The organism is Arenimonas metalli CF5-1 (assembly GCF_000747155.1).
GTDB lineage: Bacteria > Pseudomonadota > Gammaproteobacteria > Xanthomonadales > Xanthomonadaceae > Arenimonas > Arenimonas metalli.
Genome location: NZ_AVCK01000023.1, coordinates 12,910 through 33,632, shown reverse-complemented (window position 1 = coordinate 33,632; position 20,723 = coordinate 12,910). Strand labels below are relative to the sequence as shown.

Genomic DNA, 20,723 nt, shown 5'->3' with positions numbered 1-20,723 from the left:
CCTTCCCCGGACTTGGGTGAAGAACCTAAAAAAAGGGGTCAGGGTAATTATTTGTTTGAAACGAACAATTACCCTGACCCCTTTTTTGCTGACCTCAGTAGTAGTCGTGGGAGGACACCTGCAGCGCGCCCATCAGGTGCGAGAAGTCGTGCAGGCGGCCGGCGATCAGGTGGCTGACGCCGTCCACTTTCTCCCAGCGGCCATCCACGGCGAGCAGCCGCGCGTTGGCGAGCTCGCGGCGCTGGCGTTCGCCGAGGTCCTGCCAGATGACCACGCTGACGCTGCCGTCCTCGTCCTCGAGCGTGACGAAGGTGACGCCCTTGGCCGTGCCCGGCCGCTGGCGCAGCGTCACCAGGCCCGCGTGCCGGATGTGCGCGCCGTGCGGCAGCGTGGCCAGCTCGCGCGAGGGTCGGCAGCGCTGCGCGCGCAGTTGCTTGCGCAGCAGCCGCAGCGGGTGCGGGCCGAGGGTGGTGCCGGTGCTGGCGTAGTCGGCCAGCACGCGCTCGCCGGGGGTGGGCGGCGGCAGCGCCACGCGCGCTTCCGGCGAGGCGGCCAGGCCTTCGAACAGCGGCAGGCTGGCCTCGACGCCGCTGGCGGCCCAGCGCGCGCGGTTGCGGTGGCCGGCCAGGCCGCGCAGCGCGTCGGCCTCGGCCAGCCGATCGAGCGCGCGGCGGTCGAGGCCGGCGCGGTGCGCCAGGTCGTCGAGGTGGCGGAAGGGGGCGCGGGCGCGGGCGATCACCAGGCGTTCGGCGGCGGCTTGCGGGAAGCCGAGGATCTGGTTGAAGCCGAGCCTGATCGCGGGCTGGGAAAGCTTCGGGACTGAAGTCCCTCCTACAGTCGCGCGTGTAGGAGGGACTTCAGTCCCGATGCTTTCCAGCGAACACTCCCAATCACTGAACCGCACATCCACCGGCAACACCCGCACCCCCTGCCGCCGCACTTCCTGCAGCAGCTGGTTCGGCGTGTAGAAGCCCATGTGCGTGGGCGTGTTGACCAGCGCGCAGGTGAAAGCCGCCGGTTCGTGGCACTTCAGCCAGCAGCTCACGTAGGCCACCAGCGCGTAGCTGGCGGCGTGCGACTCGGGGAAGCCGTAGCTGCCGAAACCCTTGACCTGCTCGAAGATGCGCTCGGCGAAGGCGTCGTCGTAGCCGCGTTCGCGCATGCCGGCCAGCAGGCGCTCGCGGTGCGGCTCGAGGCCGCCGTGGCGCTTCCACGCGGCCATCGAGCGGCGCAGCTGGTCGGCCTCGCCGGGCGTGTAGCCGGCGGCGACGATGGCGATCTGCATCACCTGCTCCTGGAACAGCGGGATGCCGAGCGTGCGGCGGAGCACCTTTTCCAGCGCGGGCGACGGGTACACCACCGGCTCGCGGCCCTGCCGGCGCTGCAGGTAGGGATGCACCATCTTTCCCTCGATCGGGCCGGGGCGGACGATGGCGACCTGCACGACGAGATCGTAGTAACACGCGGGCTTCAGGCGCGGCAGCATCGCCATCTGCGCGCGGCTTTCGATCTGGAACACGCCGACGGTGTCGGCGCGCTGGATCATGGCGTACACCGCGGGGTCTTCCGCCGGGATGTCCTGCACGGTGAGGTCGCGCCGGCCGCTGGTGCGCAGCAGCTGCAGGCAGCGGGCGATGGCGCCGAGCATGCCGATGCCCAGCACGTCCACCTTCATCAGGCCCAGCGTGTCGAGGTCGTCCTTGTCCCACTGGATGACGGTGCGGTCGGGCATCGCGGCGTTTTCCACCGGCACCAGGGTGTGCAGCGGCGCATCGGAGATGACGAAGCCGCCGGGGTGCTGCGAGAGATGCCGGGGGAAGTTGAGCAGCTGGCCGGTGAGCGCCAGCACGCGCTTGATCGCGGCGTTGTCCGGGTCGAAGCCGGCCTCGCGCAGGCGGTCCTCGGCCGGCAGCGCGCTGTCCCAGCGGCCGAGCGTGCGCGCCAGCCGGTCGACCTGGTCGGGCGCGAGGCCCAGCGCCTTGGCGACGTCGCGGATCGTGCTGCGGCCGGAGTACGTGGTGGCCACGGCGGTGAGCGCGGCGCGCTCGCGGCCGTAGCGTTCGTAGACGTACTGGATGACTTCCTCGCGCCTTGTCGAGTCGAAGTCGACGTCGATGTCGGGCGGCTCCTTGCGCTCGCGCGAGATGAAGCGCTCCATCAGCATGCCGATGCGCGCCGGGTCGACCTCGGTGATGCCCAGCACGTAGCAGACCACCGAGTTCGCGGCCGAGCCGCGGCCCTGGCAGAGGATGCCGCGACTCCGGGCGAAGCGGACGATGTCGTGCACGGTGAGGAAATACGATTCGTACTGCAGGTCAGCGATCAGGGTGAGCTCGTCGTCGATCTTGCGGCGCACGTCGTCCGGAACGCCGGTGGGCCAGCGCCAGCGGGCGCCTTCGTCGCTGAGTTGGCGCAGCCAGCTGGCGGGGGTGTGGCCCTCGGGCACCACTTCGCGCGGGTACTCGTAGCGCAGCTGGTCGAGGGTGAAGGTGCAGCGGTCGGCGATGCGCGTCGTTTCGGCCAGCAGGTCGGGTGGATAGGTGCGGGCCAGCACGTCCAGGCGGCGCAGGTGGCGTTCGCCGTTCGGGAACAGGCGCGCGCCGGCTTCGCGCACCGTGCAGCGGTGGCGGATGGCGGTGACGGTGTCCTGCAGCGCGCGGCGGCCGCGGGCGTGCATGTGGACGTCGCCGGCGGCGACCAGCGGCAGGCCCAGCGTGGCGCCGAGGTCGCGCAGCTGCTGCAGGCGCGCATCGTCGTCAGGGCCGCGGTGCAGTTCGACCGCCAGCCAGGCGCGGCCCGGGAAATTCGCCTCGACCCAGGCGCCGTGCGCGGCTTCGGGCGCGGCGCCGGGAATCCACAGCGCCAGCACGCCGGTGGTGTCGCCCGTGAGGTCGGCCATCGTGAGCCGGTACTCGCCCTTGCGCATGCGCCGGCGGCCAAGCGTGATCCAGCCGCACAGGCGCTGGTAGCCGGCCAGCGTCTCCGCCAGCAGCACCAGCTTGGGCCCGCGCTCGAGCTGCAGCTCGGTGCCGGTGATCATCGCGATGCCGGCCTCGCGCGCCGCCTCGAACGCCCGCACCACCCCCGCCATCGACGCTTCGTCGGTGATCGCCAGCGCCCGGTACCCCAGCGCCTTCGCCCGTGCGAACAATTCCTTCGCCGAACTCGCCCCCCGCAAAAAACTGAAGTTCGAAAGACAATGCAGCTCCGCGTAAAAAGCGGTACCGGGTTCATTTTCTTTTTCGATGAGACAGCCTGGTGCGTGTGCGCCAGGCTGTCTCATCGAAAAAGAAAATGAACCCGGTACCGCTTTTTGCTTCATGCGAACCAGCCGTGGAGCATGTAGGGGCCGGACTCGCCGGGGGCGCAGAAGGCCCAGGCGCGCTGGCCGCGGGAGGTTTCGAGGACGTAGTAGTCGCGCTGCACGTCGCCGCCGTCCCACCAGCCGGTCTCGATGCGCTCGGGGCCGGCCAGCAGGCGTGGGGCCGGGTCGCGCAGGGGGATCGGGCGGTGCAGCAGCCAGGTGGGGCGCGGCCCGGCGGGGCCGGCGGGCGGCGGCGGTTCGGCCACGCCCTCGCGGCGCCTGAAGCTGCGCTCGGGGCGATGGTCGGCGACCGGATCGAGGCCGTACACCGATTCGTTGCCCAGCCGCGCACGCAGGCGCTCGCGCAGCGCCGGCCATTCGACCGCCTGCTGCGGCCGCGCCTCGAACAGTTCGCGCGCCGCCGGCACGAACGGCGGCAACTCGCGCGCCACCAGCCGCAGCGTGCGCACCGGCGCCGGCACCGCCACCCGCTCCAGCCGCCCGCGCGCGAGTTCGAACAGCATGCCCGGCTGCCGCTCCGGCGCCAGCAGCCCGACCACCACTTCGGTGTCGTCGCGATCCTCGTGCCCCAGCCGCAGCACGAAGCGCGCCACGCCGCCGTCGCGCCCCGCGAGGTAAGCGGCGAGATCGGCCGTGAGCCGCCGCAGCGGGAACAGCAGCGCCTGCGAACTCTCGACGTCGTAGTTGAGCTCGATCTTCGCGTCGAACACGTCCGGCGGCTGGTACAGCGGCAGCACCTCCGGCGCCTGGCCCAGCAAGCGATCGAGATGATCGAGCAGCTCGACGCCATGGCGCTTGCCAAGCGCCGAACGCGGCAGCGCGAACACCTGCCCCAGCGTGCGCACCGCCATCCGCGACAGGGCCAGCGCCACGCCGCCCGGCAGCCGCGCCCGCGCCACCGGCACCGACGCCAGCGCGCGCCGCAGCGCATCGTGCGAAGTGACCGCCAGCCCGTCCTGGTGCGCGGCCAGCACCGCGGCGCCGACCGCGCTGGGCGCCAGCGCGATGCGGTGCCGGAAGCCCAGCGCCTGCAGGTCCTCGCGCAGCGCGGCCTCGAAGCGCGGCCACGGCCCGAACAGGCCCAGGCTGCCCTGCACTTCCAGCAGCACCGCGCCCGGCAGCGCCGTGCTCACCTGCGAGCTGTAGCGATAGGCCCAGGCCGCCAGGAAATCGCGCGCCCGCGCCAGCCGCGCCGGATCGTCGTCCATCAGCCGCACGCCTTCGCACAGCGCCTCGGCCGCCGCCACCGGCTGGCCGCGATGCAGGCCGCGCGCGGCCGCCGCGTCATTCACCGCCGACAGCACCCGCCGCGGCCGCGGCCCCGCGACCAGCGCCAGCGGTTCCTCAGGCGAAGGATGGCGGCGAAGGACGGTGTCCAGCGCCAGATGCGGCAGCAGCAGGCAAGCCCAGAGCATCGCGCGCCCGCATCAGTGCAGCGGGAAGGGAACGGGATGCGCCGGCGCCAGGCCGCCGCGGCACTTGAGCACCTGCAGCTGGCCCGGGGCGAGCTGCAGCCGCAGCGCCGCCGGCGAAGGCTGCGCCGCGGCGCGCGCATCGCGGAAGGCGAACACCAGCGCCTGCCCGCTCTCGGCCGCCACCTGCAGCCGGCGCAGCGCGCGGTCGTCCACTTTCTGCGGCCAGCACAGCACCGCCGACAGGCAGCCCGCGCGCAGGCACTGTTCGGTCGCCCACAGCGCATCGCGCGCATCGGCCGAGACCAGGTGCAGGCGCGCGACATCGACGCCGGCCGCGCGCCAGGCCAGCGGGTTGGGCACGTAGGGCGGCGCCACCAGCGCGATGTCGCGGCCGGCGCCGGTGTGCCGCGCCAGCGTGGGCAGCACCAGGCGCAGCTCGCCCAGGCCGTCGGCGGGCAGCAGCACTTCGACCAGCGCCGATTCGGGCCAGCCGCCGCTGGGCAGCGCGGCGTCGAGTGCGGCGTGGCCGGTGGGCTCGGCGCTGGCGGGCCGCGCGGTCGGCTGGCCGCGCCAGAGCCGGCGCTCGGCCAGCAGCGTGTCGAGGGAAACGAGGGCGCCCATGCTCAGGCCCGGCGCACCAGGCCGCAGTACAGGCCTTCGATGGCGAAGTCGGCGTCGGGCGGCACTTCGATCGGGGCGTAATCGGGGTTGCGCGGCAGCAGCAGCAGCCGGTCGCGCTGGCGCTTGAGGCGCTTGACCGTGATCTCGCCGTCGATGCGCGCGACCACGATCTGGCCGTTCTCGGCCACGGCGCTGCGGTGCACCGCGATCAGGTCGCCGTCGAGGATGCCGTCGTCGCGCATCGAGTCGCCCTTCACCCGCAGCAGGTAGTCGGGCTGGGGGAAGAAGGCCGCGCGGTCGAACAGCATCTGGCCCTCGTGCCCGGCCGCCGCGCCGATGGGCGCACCCGCGGCCACGCGGCCCAGGATGGGCAGCGAGATCATGTCGTCGCGCCGCGCCGCCTTGCGCGAAGGCGCCGCCGCCGGCAGCCGGATGCCGCGCGCGCGCCCGGGCAGCAGCACCAGCGCGCCCTTGGCCTCGAGCGTGCGCAGGTGCTTGTGGGCGGCGCTGTCGTGGATGCCGAAGGCCCGCGCGATCTCGGCCACCGAGGGCGCGCCTTCGGTGCGCAGCCGCTCGGCGATGAAGTCGTACAGGGCCTGCTGGCGGGGGGTGAGGTCGGGGCTCATGGGTGAATATTTATACACCTTGGCGGGCGGATGTCACCCCCCTTCGGAAGCGCCAAGGGATTCAAGCACTTGCCTGTCTCACCGGATGAGCCGGTCCGCGCGGACCGACGCCGGCGCCCGGCCGCAGGGGCCGGGCGCCGACGGTTTTACCTGGCCGTGCTGGCCTGCAGGAAGGCGCCGATGCGGTCGAGCATCGCCGCCCGGACCACCGAGTCCACGAGGCTGTGCTCGAGGCCTTCGTACACGACCAGCTCGCTGGACTTGCCGGCGGCGCGCAGCTTCTCGTCCATCAGGCGCGAATGGCCGACGCCGACGTTGAGGTCCAGGTCGCCATGGAACATCAGCACCGGCGCCTGGAGGCTGGCCACGTTCTGCAGCGGCGAGCCTTCGCGGGTGTGCTTGCCGGTGCCCACCATCTCCACCACCAGGTTGCGGCCGACGTAGTTGCGCGCGTCCGACTTGAGCTTGTCCAGGTCCGTCACCGGCGCGATCGCCACCAGCGCCTTGAACAGGCCCGGCTCGGTCACGCCGGCCTGCAGCGCCGCGTAGCCGCCGTAGGACCAGCCGACGATGGCCAGCCGGTCGGCGTCGGCGATGCCCTGCGCCACCAGCCAGCGGGCGCCGTCGGTGACGTCGCCGATCGAGGTGCGCCAGCCCTGGAAACCATTCTCCTGGAGCCACGCATCGCCGAAGCCGGCCGAACCGCGGTAGTTCGGCTGCAGCACCGCGTAGCCCTGGTTCGCCAGGTACTGCGCCAGCCAGTCGAAGCCCCACTCGTCGCGGGCGCTGGGGCCGCCGTGCGGCAGCAGCACCGCCGGCAGGCCGCGGGCGTCGGCCTTGCCCGGCGGCAGCGTCAGGTAGCCCGGGATCGCCGTGCCGTCGCGCGCCGGGTAGCTCACCGGCTTCACGCTGGCCAGCGCCACGCCTTCCAGCGACGGGCGCGCCGACAGGATCTCGTTGAGCGAGCGCGCGGTCTTGTCGAAGACGAAGTAGCGGCCCGGGTCGGAATCACTGCCGGCGTGGATGAGCAGCTTGCTGTTGTCGGCCGAGGAACCGAGGAAATCCACCATCGGCAGGTTCGGCAGCGCCTTGCCCAGGCCGCGCGCCAGCGCGCCGTACTCCTTGTCGAAGTAGATGGCGTGGCGCTTCTCCTCGGCGTAGGTGACGCCGATCACCCGGGAACCGCGGCCGATGCGCAGCACGCCGTCGACGTCCACGCGGTCGTTCTTGTAGACCAGCTCGGTGGCCATCGAACCGTCGAGCTTCACGCGGTACAGCGCCTGGCGGCCGTCCAGCGGCTGCAGCGCGTAGGCGCAGCCGCAGTTCGCGTCCACCTCGATCGGCGACAGGCCGGCACCGCCGTCCTCGACGGTGGAGAACGGCCGCCATTCGTCGGAGCCGTCGGCGCGGTACTGGTAGACCACCTTGTTCGCGAGCTGGGTGGTGGCGCCGACGCCGGGGCGATAGCCCTTGATGCGGACCTTGCCGCGGCCGTCGGTGAGGTAGAAATCGGCGTCCTTCGCCGGGCCCTCGACGCGGCTCACTTCCATCGTGGCCAGGTCGATGCGGTCGACGCCGAGGCCGTCCTCGTTGCGCACCATGCGCGTGTTCATCTTGCCCGCCTCGGGGATGTAGTCGCGGGTCATCAGCACCGCACCGGGTTGGTCGGGCAGCCAGTCGAGGATCTCGCCGTCGGACTGGCGCAGGCGGGCGTCGTAGACGCTGCCCTTCTGGCCCAGCATCACGCCGTTCTTGCCGTCGGTGTCGATGGCGACCAGGCGCGAATACGGGATCACGATGCCGGCCTCGTCCACCATGCCGGTGATCTGGCAGACCAGGCGCGTGTCGGTGGCGAAGTTGCACCAGCGCAGGCGGTCGGGGTCGGCGCCCGAGGTCATCACCAGCTGCGGCGGCGCGCTGCCGTCGATCCGGGCCACGTACACCGAGGTGGCGCGGCCGTGACCCGGCGTCAGGTAAACCACGTGCTGGCCGCCGGGCGAGATGTCGGCGTGTTCGATGTTCTCGCGGGTGCCGAACAGCGCACCCGGGGTTTCCTTCGCGGCGGCCGGCGCGGCCGGGGCCTCCTGCGCGACGAGGGCGGCGGGGGCCGCGGCCAGGGTGATGGCCGCAGCCAGCAGGAGTCGATTCATCGGGCGCGTTTCCGGGGGACAGGGAAACGGCAGGGTAGCCACAGCCGGCCGCCGCCGACAACCCGACGCTTTCGCGGGTCCCCGCGCCCGACGCCTTCACATGGCGACGGCCCTCAGCGGGCCGCGCCGGTCTCCACGTGGTCGCGCACGTAGCGGTCGAGCAGGCGCACGCCGTAGCCGGTGGCGCCCAGCGGCACGGTCGGCAGCACCGGCGCTTCGCGCCAGGCCATCGAGGCGATGTCCAGGTGCGCCCAGGCCACGCCTTCCTGGATCCACGAGCCGATGAAGAACGCACCGACGCTGGCGCCGGCGCCGGGCGTGCTGCCGCCGTTGCGCAGGTCGGCGATCGGCGACTCCAGGTCCTTGGCGTAGCTCGGGTGCAGCGGCAGGCGCCACACGTCCTCGCCCGAGGCCGTGCCCGCGGCCAGCAGGTCGGCGGCCAGCGCTTCGTCGCGGCTGAACAGGCCCGCGTACTCGTCGCCCAGCGCCGTCACCTGCGAACCGGTGAGGGTGGCCACGTCCACCACCACGCGCGGGCGGTCGCGCTCCTGCACGAACCAGATCGCGTCCACCAGCACCATGCGCCCCTCGGCGTCGGTGCTCATGATCTCGTAGGTCTTGCCGCTCATCGTGCGCACCACGTCGCCGGGGCGGCCGGCGGTGCCCGAGGGCATGTTCTCGGCCAGCGCGGCCACGGCGATCGCGTTCACCTTCGCGCCGCGCTTGGCGAGCGACAGCACGGTGCCGGTGACCGAGGCCGCACCGGTCATGTCGTACTTCATGCGCCACATGTTGGCGGCGTCCTTGAGCGAGATGCCGCCGGAATCGAAGGTGATGCCCTTGCCGACGAAGGCGACCGGCGCTTCGTCGCGGGCGCCGCCGCGGTAGCGCACCACCAGCAGGCGCGGCGGGCGCTGGCTGCCCTGGCCGACGTGCAGGATCGAGTTCATGCCGAGCTTCTGCATCGCCGGCACGTCCAGCACTTCGATGCTCACGTTCGGCACGCCGGCGAAGGCGGCGCGGGTGCGCTCGACGAAGGACTCGGGGTAGATCGTGTTGGCCGGCTCGGTGACCAGGTCGCGCGAGAAGCGCACGCCCGCGGCCACCGCGCTCCAGTCGGCGTCCCACGCGCGGCGCGAGGCGTCGGCGTCGGCCACGCGCAGCACCAGTTCGCCCTGCCCCAGCACCGGCGCGCCGGGCTTGGCGTTGCGGTAGGTGCGGAAGGTGTACTGGCCCAGGGACGCGCCCAGCGCGAGATGGGCGCCGGCAGCCGGCAGGGTGGCGTCGGGCCAGAGCAGCTCGATCTTCGGCACCGCGCTCAGCACGCCCCACTGGCCGACCAGGCCGCCCACGTCCTCGAGCAGGCGCGCGCTCGGCGCATCGCTGCCCACGCCCACCAGCAGCACCTGGCGATACGGACCGACGCCGGGCAGGTTCAGCACCACGCCGCGGTCGCCGAGGAAGCCGGCGGCGGCCACCGCGCGCTGCAGCGCACCGTTGCTGGCGCGGTCCACTTCGGCGAAGGCGCCCTCGAGCGGCGCGCCCTGGCGCACGGTCACGGCGACGGCGCCCTCGGTGGGCACGGCGTAGGGCGCGAAGTCGAGCGTGCGCTGCGCCGCGGCGGGCGCGGCCAGGCAGAGGGCCGCGAGCACGGCGAAGAGGGAAGCGAGTCGGTTCACGGGACCTCCGGGGCGAAAGACCGGCTCGGCGAGCCCTCGGGGGACGCCGGACGGTTCAAGGGAAAGGCGGACGATGCCGCCGCGAATGTAAACGCCGCGTCACGCCCCACCCCCTGCCGAAGGTCACGGCCGGGCGGCGGCGCGCTACCGCAGCGTGCGCTGGCGCGGCCGCAGCGCTTCCAGGCGCGACTCGTACAGGGCCTGGTCGGCCGGCGTGGTGCTGTTCTCCAGCGCGATCTGCAGGTGCCGGCGGGCCGCGTCCACCTCGCCCAGCTCGAACAGCGCGGCCGCCAGCCAGGCGTGGAATTCATGGTGGGTGGCGGCGCGCTCGACTTCCTTCTCGAAGTTCTGGCGCGCCAGCTCGTACTTCTTCTCGGCCATGGCCTGCAGGCCGATGTCGAAGTAGTGGAAGGGCGGCACCGCCTCGATGCGGCGCAGCCGCTCGTCCAGGCGCGCGGCCTCGTCGGTGCGGCCGCTGGCCTTGAGCAGGCGCGAGAGGTTCGACATCGGCACCGCATTGCCCGGCTCGAGTTCGACCGCGTTGCGCAGCAGCTGCTCGGCCTCGGCCAGGTGGCCGCGCCGGCGGTAGATCACGCTCAGCGTGTTCTGCGCGGTGAGGAAGCCCGGGTCCTGTTCGATCGCGGCGCGCGCCCACCAGTAGGCGTCGTCCAGGCGGCGCGCGCGCAGGGATTCGGCGGCCTTGTTGTTGAGGTACATCGCGACGATGGTGGCCTCGCGCACCACGCGGGCCCGCTGCCGACCCTGGCCTTCGGCCGGAATGAAATCCACGGTCAGCGGCTCGTTGGCGAGGTTGACCAGGCGGCCTTCCGGCGCGGTCGGGCGCAGGGTCAGGTTGATGTGGTTGCTGAGGTACACGATGCCGTCGCTGCGCGAGGCCGCCTGCTCGGAGAACACCACCTGGTACTGCACCTGCAGGCCCAGCTCCTTGGCGAAGGCCGCGGTCATCAGCACCAGCGACAGGCAGTTGCCCGAGCGCGCGTCGAAGGCCTCGGCGGCGTTGCGGGTGACGGTGGAGTCGTACTCGAGCTTGAGCTGGGCGCTGGAGTAGAGCGCATCCACCAGCGCGTGCTGGCGGGCGCTGCTGCGCTGGCGGCTGGCGATCTCGGTGGCGAGGTAGTCCTCCATCGCCGGGCTGAGCGCGAACAGGTCGCTGGCGCCGATCGGCTCGGAGGGCGGCGCGAAGCGGTCGTCGAGGAACATCGGGTTGCCGCCGGTCCGCGGCGGCGCGCCAGCGCAGGCGGCGAGCAGAAGCCCGGCCAGGCCGATGCCGAGGATGCGCCATGTCTTCACGCCGGATGCCTTCACGTCCACGTCGTCCTGGCTGCCCGTGCCCAGCCTATGCCTTGTCGCGCCGAGTGCAAGCGGCCGATGGTCATGGCCCGCGGCCTGGCGGGGGACGGGACGCTGCGACGAGCGCGCCCTGCGCCATTCTCATGGCGTGAGACAGGCATGCGGTGTGCTGGCGATCCCTCACCGCGGCCCACCGACATGCCTCCCGCCACCCAGCTCGCGCCGCACCGCCACGCCACCGGCCTGCTGCCGGTGCCCGAGAAGACCTCGCAGGCCCTGGCCTCGCGCCTGGGGCACAAGTACGGCGACCGCATCACCGGCTGCTTCCACTTGCCCGGGCGTGAAGGCGAGTACGCGCCCTTCCCCGTCGACCTGCCGCCGGCGCTGGCGGCGGCGCTTCGCAGCCGCGGCATCGAGCGGCTCTACAGCCACCAGGCCGAGGCCTGGGCGGCAGCGCAGCGCGGCGAGCACACGGTGGTGGTCACGCCCACGGCCTCGGGCAAGACGCTGTGCTACACGCTGCCGGTGGTGGCCGCGGCGATGCGCAAACAGGCCAAGGCGCTGTACCTGTTCCCGACCAAGGCGCTGGCGCAGGACCAGGTGGCCGAGCTGCTCGAACTCAACGCCGCCGGCAACCTCGGCGTGCGCGCCTACACCTTCGACGGCGACACGCCCGGCGATGCCCGCCAGGCCGTGCGCCTGCACGGCGACATCGTGGTCTCCAACCCCGACATGCTGCACCAGGGCATCCTGCCGCACCACACCAAGTGGGCGCAGTTCTTCGAGAACCTGCAGTACGTGGTGATTGATGAGATCCACAGCTACCGCGGCGTGTTCGGCTCGCACCTGGCCAACGTGCTGCGGCGGCTGAAGCGGGTCTGCGCGTTCTACGGCGCGAAGCCGCAGTTCATCCTGTGCTCGGCCACCATCGGCAACCCGAAGGAACACGCCGAGGCGGTGATCGAGGACCGCGTCACGGCCATCACCCGATCCGGCGCGCCCACCGGCGACAAGACCGTGATGCTGTGGAACCCGCCGGTGGTGAACCCCGACCTCGGGCTGCGCGCCTCGGCGCGCTCGCAGTCCAACCGCATCGCGCGGCTGGCGATCAAGGCCGGGCTCAAGACGCTGGTGTTCGCGCAGTCGCGGACGATGGTGGAGGTGCTGACCAAGTACCTCAAGGACGTCTTCGACCACGACCCGCGCAAGCCGCCGCGCATCCGCGCCTACCGCGGCGGCTACCTGCCGAACGAGCGCCGCGCGGCCGAGCGCGACATGCGCGCGGGGCGCATCGACGGCATCGTCAGCACCTCGGCGCTGGAGTTGGGCGTGGACATCGGCTCGCTCGATGTCGTCGTGCTCAATGGCTATCCCGGTTCGATCGCCGGCACCTGGCAGCGGCTGGGCCGCGCGGGGCGCCGGCAGCAGGCGGCGCTGGGCGTGATGGTGGCCAGCTCGGACCCGCTCGACCAGTACCTGGTGCGGCACCCGGAGTTCTTCGAGGGCGCGCCGCCCGAACACGCGCGCCTGCACGCCGACCAGCCGCTGATCCTGCTCGACCATATCCGCTGCGCCGCCTTCGAGTTGCCCTTCCTGCGCGGCGAAACCTTCGGCCCCGTCGATGCCCAGCCCTACCTCGAGCTGCTGGCCGAAACCGGCGTGCTGCACGGCGAGGGCGGGCGCTGGGAGTGGATCGCCGACAGCTACCCGGCCAATGCCGTGAGCCTGCGGGCGGTGGCCGACGGCAACTTCGTGGTGGTGGACCGCACCGATGGCCGCCAGACCATCCTCGCGGAAGTGGACTACAGCGCCGCGGCGCTCACGCTGTACGAGGGCGCGATCCACATGGTGCAGTCCGTGCCCTACCAGGTGGAAAAACTCGACTGGGACGGCCGCAAGGCCTACGTCACCCGCACCCACGTGGACTATTACACCGACGCGATCGACTACACGAAGCTGAAGGTGCTCGAACGCTTCGACGGCGCGATCGCCGGCGACGGCAGCTGCCACCACGGCGAAGTGCACGTGGTGCGGCGCGTGTCGGGCTACAAGAAGATCCGCTACTACACGCACGAGAACATCGGCTACGGGCCGGTCACCCTGCCCGACCAGGAGCTGCACACCACGGCGGTGTGGTGGCAGCTGCCGCAGGAGGTGCTGGAGGCGGCGTTCACTTCGCGGCAGGCGGCGCTCGACGGCTTCCTCGGCGCGGCCTACGCGCTGCACCTCGTCGCCAGCGTGTCGGTGATGGCCGAGGCGCGCGACCTGCAGAAGGCGGTGGGCAGCGGCGATGGCGCCTGGTTCGCCTCGTCCGACGGGCGCGGCCGCGGCCAGCTGCGCGGCGGCGACGGCCGGCCGATGGATCCGGCGGCCACCGACCAGTTCGTGCCCACCGTATACCTGTACGACGCCTACCCCGGCGGCATCGGCCTGAGCGAACCCCTGCACCAGCGCCGCGACGACCTGGTGCGCAAGGCGCGCGACCTGCTGGCCGGCTGCGACTGCGCCGCCGGCTGCCCCGCCTGCGTCGGCCCCGTCCTCGCCGCCGACGAAACCTCGGTCGCGCCGCCCAAATCCCTGGCCGACCAGGTCCTGGCCCTGCTCGAAGCCACGAGAACGGGGTCAGGTTCCGTTCCCGTGTCGGAACCAGATACCGCGCCTGACCCCGCGACGGTCGCCGCGGGCTGCCTCGCCAGCCGAAGCACGACGCCGTGAGCGCGACGCTCGAGCGCCTGCGCGAACTGCGCCAGCAGGCCGGCACGGTGGCACCGCCGGTTCCGGCGGCGGCGATGGCGCGGCCTTCCGAGGCCGTCGCCGTCGATGCCGTCCGCGCGCCGCGAAGCGAAGTGCCCGAACACATCCGCCGCCTGCTGGGCCTGCGCGAACGCCTCCGCCTGCCGCGGCCCGCACCGCTGCCGCAAGCCCTGGCCAGCGACCGCCGCGTGCCTGGCGAGGAAATCGAGGCCGGCCTGCACTACGTCGAGCAGCTTACGCCCTGGCGCGACGTCCCGCCCGCGATCGACGCCGGCTTCGGCAAGCTCGGCACGATCCCGCGCGAGCACCTGCTGCACTTCGACACCGAAACCACCGGCCTGGCCGGCGGCACCGGCACCCGCGCCTTCATGATCGGCGCCGCCGACTGGCGGCCCGACGGCCTGCGCCTGCGCCAGCTCACCATCACCACGCTGACGGCCGAAGCGGCGATGCTGCGCCATTTCGCCGCGTGGCTCGAACCCGACACGGTGCTGGTGAGCTACAACGGCAAGTGCTACGACGCGCCGCTGCTGAACACCCGCTACCGCCTGGCCCGCCTGCCCAGCCCGCTGCCCGGCCGGCCGCACCTCGACCTGCTGCACCCGAGCCGTCGTCGCTGGAAAGGCCGCTGGGAAAACTGCCGCCTCGGCACGATCGAACGGCAAGTGCTGGGCGTGGTCCGCGAAGACGACCTGCCCGGCGCGGAAGCCCCGCGCGCCTGGCTCGACTACCTGCGCGGCGGCAGCGCCCGCGACCTGCGCCGCGTCGCCGAGCACAACGCCCAGGACCTGCGCAGCCTGGCCGCCCTCTGCCTCCACCTCGCGCTGTAGGAGGGCCTTCAGGCCCGAAGCTCTCCGCCGAAAAGCTTCGGGCCTGAAGGCCCTCCTACAGGGATGGGCGTAGGCTTCGGGAATGGACGGACATCGCATCCGCGTCGGCACCGCCAGCTGGACCGATCCCAGCCTGATCCAGTGCAAGCGCTTCTACCCGCCCGGCTGCACCAGCGCCGAGGGGCGGCTGCGCTACTACGCCGACAAGTTCCCGCTGGTGGAAGTGGACAGCAGCTACTACGCCCTGCCCTCGGCGCGGAACGCGCACGCCTGGGTCGAGCGCACGCCCGACGACTTCGCCTTCAACCTCAAGGCCTTCCGCCTGTTCACCGGCCACCAGACGCCGGCCAAGGCGCTGCCCAAGGACGTGCAGCAGGCGCTGGCCGGTCACTTCGCCGTGAAGAAGAACCTGTACTACAAGGACACGCCCGCCGAGATCCGTGACCTGCTCTGGCACCGCTTCGAGAACGCGGTGCGTCCGCTGCGCGAGGCCGGCAAGCTGCGCGCCCTGCACTTCCAGTTCGCGCCGTGGGTGACGCGCAGCGCACGTGCGCAGGACCACATCCTCGAATGCCAACGGCGGCTCGCGGGTTACCACCTCGCGGTCGAATTCCGACACCGCTCGTGGTTCGAGGGCGACGCCGCCGGGGACACCCTGGCCTTCGAGCGTGCGCACGACCTGACCCACGTGGTGGTGGACGAGCCGCAGGGCTTCGAGAACAGCATTCCCACCGTGTGGGCCGTGACCTCGCCGAAGCTGGCGATCCTGCGCCTGCACGGCCGCAACGCCGCCACCTGGAACATCGGCGGCGAGGCCGCGTCGGATCGCTTCAACTACGACTACAGCGACGCCGAACTCGGCGCACTCGTCGCCCCGCTGCGCGAAACCGCCAGCCTGGCCGGCGAAACCCACGCCATCTTCAACAACAACTACGGCGACCAGGGGCAGCGCAACGCGGCCACGCTGCAGGCGTTGTTGGATGGGGCGTGATTTTTTGACGCGGATTGACGCGGATAAACGCGGATAAAGCCAAAGCCTTCGGAATGAGTCCTCGCACACCGATTGCGCTGGCGAGGACCAAACCCTCTTTACGCTCTATCCGCGTTCATCCGCGTCAATCCGCGTCAAAATCCGCTTCCTGTCCCTACTCCAGCGCCAGGTATCTCGCGCGAACGAGGGCCGGTCCGTAGGCGCGCTCGAGGCGGCGGATGATGAAGTGGCCGCGGGCCGCTTTCTGGAAGTGGCTGATGAAAACGTAGTTGAGCGCGGCGCCGCTGGCCGCGCCGACGAAGGGCGCGGCCTGGGCCAGCGCCTTCTGCGACACCGGGATCGAGAAGCGGCTGGCCACGGCGTGGATCACGCGCAGCACGGCCGGCGCGCCGCCGGCGGCGACCTGCTGCGCGAGGTGGCCCGACACCGCGCTGACCTGCTGCGCCAGCGCCGCGCGGGTGGCGAAGTAGCCGGTCTCGGCGCCATCGTCGTCGCGGCGGCTGCCGCCCAGCGCCAGCACCTCGATGCAGGCGAGCCGCGTGGCCACGTCCGTCGGCGACTCCCCCTCGCTGCGGGCGATGTCGGCGATCGAGCGCAGCATGGTCGCGGTGGTCACCGGCAGCTCCACCAGCAGCCCGGGCAGGCCGAAGAAGCCGCCGACCGCGCCGCTGCCGACCACCGCGACCTTGTGCATCCGCTCGCTGGCCCGGGTGCCGGTGCGATCGCCACCCAAGGTCCAGGTCGCCGCTTTGTAACCGGCCTCGACGGCGCGCCGCGCGGCGCGATCCACCAGGCCGCTGGCCGCGCGCGGCAGCTTCGTCGTGAGCAGGTATTCCACCGGCGAGCCCACGGCGTTGGCCAGCTGGATCGCCAGCGACGGCGATTCCAGCAGCGCCTTCGCCCGCGCCAGGTCGGCGAGGTCGGCGGGCGCGAGGCTGCGCACCAGGGCGCCCATCAGGCCCACAGCTCGCCGTTGCCGGTGCCGCTGTCCGCGAGGCGGTTGAGTTCGTCCTCGTCGGGAATGCCGCCCGCCTGCCATTCATCGATCAGGGCGCGCGCGCGCTCGACCTGGTCGGGCGCGACCCAAACCCTCACGAGGCCCGCGGCCGGCAGCTCGCCGATGCCGCCGGCCAGGTCGGCGCCGAACACGAGCGCGTCGAGGCCGGCGCTGAGCAGCAGGTCGCAGACCAGCTGCGCGTCGATGCCACTCTCGGCCTCGTAGACGGGAGTCACGGCCGCGACTGGCGCCACTGCGCGAGCTCGGCCTCGGCCTCGCGGGCCTGGGCCGGCGACATCGCGGCCTTGATCGCCGCGTCGAGCCTGGGCTCCGGGGCGTGGCCCAGCGCGACGGCCTTCTGGTAGTTCACCCAGGCCTGCGCGGGATCGGCCGGTGCGCCCTGCCCGGCGAGGTGCATCAGGGCCAGGTCGCGGTGCGCCTGCGGCTGGCCGGCGCGGGCGGCGCGCTGGTAGAGCGCGCGCGCCATGCCGAAATCCTGGGCCACGCCGTCGCCGGCGGCCAGCAGCGCCGCCAGGCTGGCCATGGCGTCGGGGCTGCCGGCATCCACGGCGCGCTTGAGGTAGTCCACCCCCAGCACGATGTCGAGCGGCCTGCCCTGGCCGCGCACGTGCGCCATGCCCAGCCGCCACAGCGAGAAGGCATCGCCCTTGTTGGCGGCACGCGCGTACCAGACCAGGGCCGCGTCGAGGTTGCGGGCGATGCCGTCGCCGGTTTGCAACGCGCGCCCCATGTCGCGCTCGGCCTCGGTGACGCCGGCGTCGGCCGCGCGCCGGATCAGCGCCAGCGCCTTGGCCATGTCCGGGCCCAGGCCGCACTCGCCGCGGGCGGTGGCCAGGCCGAGGTAGTAGCTGGCGATCATGCCGACTTCTTCCTTCACCAGCACTTCGGCGAACAGCGCGCAGGCGGTGGCGACATCGCGCGGCAGGCCGAGGCGACCCTGGTAGAGCATCACCGCGTAGTCGGCGCGCGCGACGACGTCGCCGGCCTTGGCGGCACGCTCGAGGAAGGCGCGCGACTGGGCGGCATCCGCCGGCACGCCCCAGCCGTTGCCATGGATCAGCGACAGCAGGTAGAGCGAAGGACCGTGGTCTTTCGCCGCGGCGCGATTGGCGAGACGCAGCGCCTGCGCGTAGTCCTCGGCCGCGGTGGCGGTGGCGGCGCCCTGCAGCTGGCGATTGAGATGGGCGTAGGCAAGCGCGTAGTCCACCTCGGGGCGCGCCGCCTCGCGGTGCGGCGCCAGCACGTCGATGACCTGCGCGAACTTCGACTCCGCCTCCAGTGCCCGGGCCTGCTCCAGCGCTTGGTCGACGGATTGCGCGAACGCCGCGGGCGACAGCGCGAGGCCGAGGGCAAGGACGAGGGAGGCGCGGCGGCGGATCGTTGGCATGCGGAAAGTCCCGGAATCGGTGGCGGCCGGCGCAGATGGGCCGGAAGGCAGGCCCCGATGATATCGGCTGCCCCGCGGTGCCGCGAACGCGGGGCGCGCGGCCAGCGCGTGGCGTTCAGGCAGCGTGTGGCGGCGGCGACCGGCGCGAGGCCCGTCCTCCGCGATCACGGCGGCCTGCGCGGGCCGATCAGGCCGCGTGGGCGTCCAGCAACACCGCCGCGATCTCCGCCGCCGGGCGCCGCAGCAGCGTCGGATTCACCTGCAGCGTGAACTCCGTTGCCCCGGGCGCGGCCAATGGGATCCGCACGCCCTGTTCGCGGGCACGCATCGCCAGCGCGTCGCGGGCACCGCCTTCGGGCGCGAGGAAGAAGCGGCTGGTGCCATCGGGCAGCTTGCGCGCACGGTAGCGGCCGTCGGCGTGCAGGCATTCGATCAGTTCGTCGGCGACGCGCCAGGCCGCGGCGTAATCGTCGAGGTAGGTCGCCGCGTAACCCGGCACCAGCGCCACCTGCGGCCAGGCCGCGGGCAGCGCGCCGCCGAACATGCGGCGCACGTGGAAGAGCCCGTCGATGAACGCCGCGTCGCCGGCGAGGATCGCGCCCGAGGCGCCGTTGAAGTGCTTCCACAGCGACACGTACACGGTATCGAAGGGCGCGGTGAGTTCGGCCAGCGAACGGCCCGTCGCGTGCGGCAGGTTGAACAGGCGCGCGCCGTCGAGGTGCAGGCGGATGCCCTGCGCGCGCGCCCACGTGCTGATGCGCTCGATCTCCGCGGGATCGACGCGGGCGTGGTCGCGGCGGCGCACCGGGCTCTCGATCGAGATCACGCCGACCGGGTTACGCACGCGGCCGCCGTCCGAACGCGCCACCCAGCGCTGCACCGCCTCGAGCGTGAGGCCGGTTTCGCCCTCGGCCAGCGGCACCAGGTTCAGGCCGGCCAGGCTTTGGGCGCCGTCGCCGCTGTCGTTGTAGAGATGGCTTTCCGCCTGCACCAGCACGCGGCGATCCGGCCCGGCCAGCGTGCGCACCGCGACCAGGTTGGCGAGCGTGCCGGTGGGCAGGAACATCGCCGCGGGCTTGCCGAGCAGGGTCGCGAACTGTTTCTCCAGCGCTTCGATGGCGCCGCCCAGCGAGTAGTTGTCCGGCACCAGCGGTCCGGCGGCCGCCACGGCCTGCAGCTGCGCGGCGTACTCGACCGGCGTCAGGCCCAGGCCCTCGGTGCTGAAATTGACGAGGCGCGTGGCAAGCCCCGGATCCGTGGCTCCGGCGCCCGTGCTGGCGATGGCAGGCGGCACCAGCGTGGACGCAGCGGCGAGACCGCTGCTGGCGAGGAAATGGCGGCGGTCCATGCGAACTTCCGGAGCGGCTAGGGAAGGCCCGAGCATAGCGGGCCGCGCCGGCGCGCGTCGCAACCGTCAAAGGCTCTGGCTGTCGAGCAGGAAACCCGCGTCGTCCTCGTCCGCCGCCGGGCTGGATTCAAGGTGCTGGATCAGCGCGCGGGCCAGGTCGGCCTCGCTGTCTTCCACCACCACCCGGATCAAGCCGGTGGCCGGCACTTCGGGAATGGCCCCGGCCACGTTCGGGCCGAAGATGTGGGCCGTGATGCCCGAGCCCAGCAGCAGGTCCTGCACGAGCTGGGCGTCCAGCTCGCTCTCCGCGATGTAAACCGGCGTCATGGCGCTTCCCCGTTTTCCCCGCGCCATTAACCGGACTTCTTCACGCGGAAAACGTGAACTGGTTCACACTTTGGGCGGAAATGGGGCGCGTGGTGGCCTGGGGCTGACGAGCGGCCAGCCGGGGGCGGTTTCAGGCGTCGGGACCCGCGGGCGACGCCTGCAGTTGCGCCAGCCGGACCCGGGGATCCGCGGCACGGCGCGGCTGCCCGGGCGCACGGGGCTCCAGCCCAGGACAATCACCGGGCGTTTTACCCATGGCGGCGCAGAACAGCACGGGCGTCTCGATGTGGGTCGGTTGTGCCACTCCGGCCACTTCCTCGACCTGGACGACCCAATCGGCCGCGGCCTGGAGCGACGCCTCGGACAGCTGCTGTGCGTACACGCGGCCACGGCGGGACGCGGCGCCATAGCGGGACAGCTCCACCTCACTGACGCGGCTCCGGGCCGGGTCGACGCGACCGTCCGGCAACACCGCGAGTTCCAGGATCACGCGACCGCTGATGGCAGCCACCAGGGCTTCGCGCGGGTATCGGGGCGGGGTCATGCGCACCTGTGCACGCTCGGCGCCGACCACGCGCGCGGCCAGCGTGCCTGCCTCGCCCGGGGTGAGCTCGATCTGCACGACCACCGCCGTTCGGCTGGCCGCGGGCACGCCATCCACCGTCGCCGGCTGGAAGCCTAGCGACGCTACCGCCTGCCGCACGATATCCACGAGCGGCGCGGGCACCTCGGGCGCAACGTCCACCGAAGCGACCGTGCCGTCCTCCGACACGTGGGCATGGGCCGCGAAGCTGCGCATGACCGGCACCGCGGGGACCGGGGCCTGGGGCGCCGCTTGGGGCGCAGCGGCGCAAAGCATCGCGGCGAGCAACAGCAGGTGGCGCATCGTCATTCCCGGAAGCCGTCTGATGTACCGACGCTATCGGCTATGCCGCGCCGCC

16 protein-coding genes are annotated in these 20,723 nt (G+C 72.3%); 3 read left to right on the top strand and 13 right to left on the bottom strand.

What is annotated here, in order from left to right; all coding sequences use genetic code 11:
* Positions 1 to 94: 94 nt before the first annotated feature.
* The 7 genes from N787_RS09030 to N787_RS09000 form a co-directional block, all read right to left on the bottom strand.
* On the bottom strand, positions 95 to 3,322 hold the full coding sequence (locus N787_RS09030; RefSeq protein WP_084590725.1) for an error-prone DNA polymerase: 3,228 nt from the start codon (positions 3,320 to 3,322) through the stop codon (positions 95 to 97).
* Positions 3,319 to 4,740, bottom strand: coding sequence for a Y-family DNA polymerase (locus tag N787_RS09025; RefSeq protein WP_034212880.1), 1,422 nt, complete (start codon positions 4,738 to 4,740; stop codon positions 3,319 to 3,321). The genes N787_RS09030 and N787_RS09025 overlap by 4 nt, the downstream gene beginning before the upstream one ends.
* 12 nt (positions 4,741 to 4,752) lie before the next feature.
* The gene (gene imuA / locus N787_RS09020; RefSeq protein WP_034212878.1) at positions 4,753 to 5,361 is read right to left on the bottom strand and encodes a translesion DNA synthesis-associated protein ImuA; all 609 of its coding nucleotides are present in this window, start codon (positions 5,359 to 5,361) and stop codon (positions 4,753 to 4,755) included.
* Between the two features lie 2 nt (positions 5,362 to 5,363).
* Positions 5,364 to 5,987 carry a transcriptional repressor LexA gene (gene lexA / locus N787_RS09015; protein WP_034212876.1) on the bottom strand — a complete coding sequence of 208 codons (624 nt, stop codon included), beginning with the start codon at positions 5,985 to 5,987 and terminating at the stop codon, positions 5,364 to 5,366.
* Positions 5,988 to 6,133: 146 nt separating this feature from the next.
* Positions 6,134 to 8,137, bottom strand: coding sequence for an alpha/beta hydrolase family protein (locus N787_RS09010; RefSeq protein WP_034212874.1), 2,004 nt, complete (start codon positions 8,135 to 8,137; stop codon positions 6,134 to 6,136).
* A gap of 113 nt (positions 8,138 to 8,250) precedes the next feature.
* Positions 8,251 to 9,816 carry a leucyl aminopeptidase gene (locus N787_RS09005; RefSeq protein WP_052575323.1) on the bottom strand — a complete coding sequence of 522 codons (1,566 nt, stop codon included), beginning with the start codon at positions 9,814 to 9,816 and terminating at the stop codon, positions 8,251 to 8,253.
* A gap of 144 nt (positions 9,817 to 9,960) precedes the next feature.
* Positions 9,961 to 11,142: a tetratricopeptide repeat protein gene (locus N787_RS09000; RefSeq protein WP_156968967.1), complete on the bottom strand. Its 1,182-nt coding sequence runs from the start codon at positions 11,140 to 11,142 to the stop codon at positions 9,961 to 9,963.
* 183 nt (positions 11,143 to 11,325) lie between these two features.
* Here N787_RS09000 and N787_RS08995 point away from each other — a divergent pair, with 183 nt between their 5' ends.
* The 3 genes from N787_RS08995 (at position 11,326) to N787_RS08985 (ending at position 15,702) form a co-directional block, all read left to right on the top strand.
* A complete protein-coding gene (locus tag N787_RS08995; RefSeq protein WP_084590724.1) occupies positions 11,326 to 13,842 on the top strand; it encodes a DEAD/DEAH box helicase in 2,517 nt (838 codons plus the stop codon).
* A complete protein-coding gene (locus tag N787_RS08990) occupies positions 13,839 to 14,711 on the top strand; it encodes a ribonuclease H-like domain-containing protein (protein ID WP_034212872.1) in 873 nt (290 codons plus the stop codon). Before N787_RS08995 ends, N787_RS08990 begins: the two co-directional genes overlap by 4 nt.
* A gap of 82 nt (positions 14,712 to 14,793) precedes the next feature.
* Positions 14,794 to 15,702, top strand: a complete 909-nt coding sequence (locus N787_RS08985; protein ID WP_034212870.1) for a DUF72 domain-containing protein — start codon at positions 14,794 to 14,796, stop codon at positions 15,700 to 15,702.
* 154 nt (positions 15,703 to 15,856) lie between these two features.
* On the opposite strand, the gene N787_RS08980 is transcribed toward N787_RS08985, so the two are convergent.
* The 6 genes from N787_RS08980 to N787_RS08955 all read right to left on the bottom strand — a co-directional run bounded on the left by N787_RS08980 (position 15,857) and on the right by N787_RS08955 (position 20,668).
* Positions 15,857 to 16,657: an EcsC family protein gene (locus tag N787_RS08980; RefSeq protein WP_034212888.1), complete on the bottom strand. Its 801-nt coding sequence runs from the start codon at positions 16,655 to 16,657 to the stop codon at positions 15,857 to 15,859.
* Positions 16,657 to 16,935 (bottom strand): putative signal transducing protein, encoded by a 279-nt coding sequence (locus N787_RS08975; protein WP_169742299.1) that lies wholly within the window; start codon positions 16,933 to 16,935, stop codon positions 16,657 to 16,659. Before N787_RS08975 ends, N787_RS08980 begins: the two co-directional genes overlap by 1 nt.
* Complete coding sequence (locus N787_RS08970) at positions 16,932 to 18,107, bottom strand: tetratricopeptide repeat protein (RefSeq protein ID WP_034212868.1); 1,176 nt, start codon at positions 18,105 to 18,107, stop codon at positions 16,932 to 16,934. Before N787_RS08970 ends, N787_RS08975 begins: the two co-directional genes overlap by 4 nt.
* A gap of 187 nt (positions 18,108 to 18,294) precedes the next feature.
* Positions 18,295 to 19,455 (bottom strand): threonine aldolase family protein, encoded by a 1,161-nt coding sequence (locus N787_RS08965; protein WP_052575320.1) that lies wholly within the window; start codon positions 19,453 to 19,455, stop codon positions 18,295 to 18,297.
* 66 nt (positions 19,456 to 19,521) lie between these two features.
* Entirely contained in the window at positions 19,522 to 19,782 is a 261-nt protein-coding gene (locus N787_RS08960) for a putative signal transducing protein (protein WP_052575319.1), read from the bottom strand.
* A gap of 130 nt (positions 19,783 to 19,912) precedes the next feature.
* On the bottom strand, positions 19,913 to 20,668 hold the full coding sequence (locus tag N787_RS08955) for an energy transducer TonB (protein WP_156968965.1): 756 nt from the start codon (positions 20,666 to 20,668) through the stop codon (positions 19,913 to 19,915).
* Between the last annotated feature and the right edge of the window lie 55 nt (positions 20,669 to 20,723).

Bases quoted from the DNA above. Each gene is read 5' to 3' on its own strand.
- lexA (WP_034212876.1), bottom strand. From the start codon at position 5,987: ATGAGCCCCGACCTCACCCCCCGCCAGCAGGCCCTGTACGACTTCATC.
- N787_RS08960 (WP_052575319.1), bottom strand. From the start codon at position 19,782: ATGACGCCGGTTTACATCGCGGAGAGCGAGCTGGACGCCCAGCTCGTG.
- N787_RS08980 (WP_034212888.1), bottom strand. From the start codon at position 16,657: ATGGGCGCCCTGGTGCGCAGCCTCGCGCCCGCCGACCTCGCCGACCTG.
- N787_RS08955 (WP_156968965.1), bottom strand. From the start codon at position 20,668: ATGCGCCACCTGCTGTTGCTCGCCGCGATGCTTTGCGCCGCTGCGCCC.
- N787_RS09025 (WP_034212880.1), bottom strand. From the start codon at position 4,740: ATGCTCTGGGCTTGCCTGCTGCTGCCGCATCTGGCGCTGGACACCGTC.
- imuA (WP_034212878.1), bottom strand. From the start codon at position 5,361: ATGGGCGCCCTCGTTTCCCTCGACACGCTGCTGGCCGAGCGCCGGCTC.
- N787_RS08970 (WP_034212868.1), bottom strand. From the start codon at position 18,107: ATGCCAACGATCCGCCGCCGCGCCTCCCTCGTCCTTGCCCTCGGCCTC.
- N787_RS08995 (WP_084590724.1), top strand. From the start codon at position 11,326: ATGCCTCCCGCCACCCAGCTCGCGCCGCACCGCCACGCCACCGGCCTG.
- N787_RS08985 (WP_034212870.1), top strand. From the start codon at position 14,794: ATGGACGGACATCGCATCCGCGTCGGCACCGCCAGCTGGACCGATCCC.
- N787_RS09010 (WP_034212874.1), bottom strand. From the start codon at position 8,137: ATGAATCGACTCCTGCTGGCTGCGGCCATCACCCTGGCCGCGGCCCCC.
- N787_RS08965 (WP_052575320.1), bottom strand. From the start codon at position 19,455: ATGGACCGCCGCCATTTCCTCGCCAGCAGCGGTCTCGCCGCTGCGTCC.
- N787_RS09030 (WP_084590725.1), bottom strand. From the start codon at position 3,322: ATGAAGCAAAAAGCGGTACCGGGTTCATTTTCTTTTTCGATGAGACAG.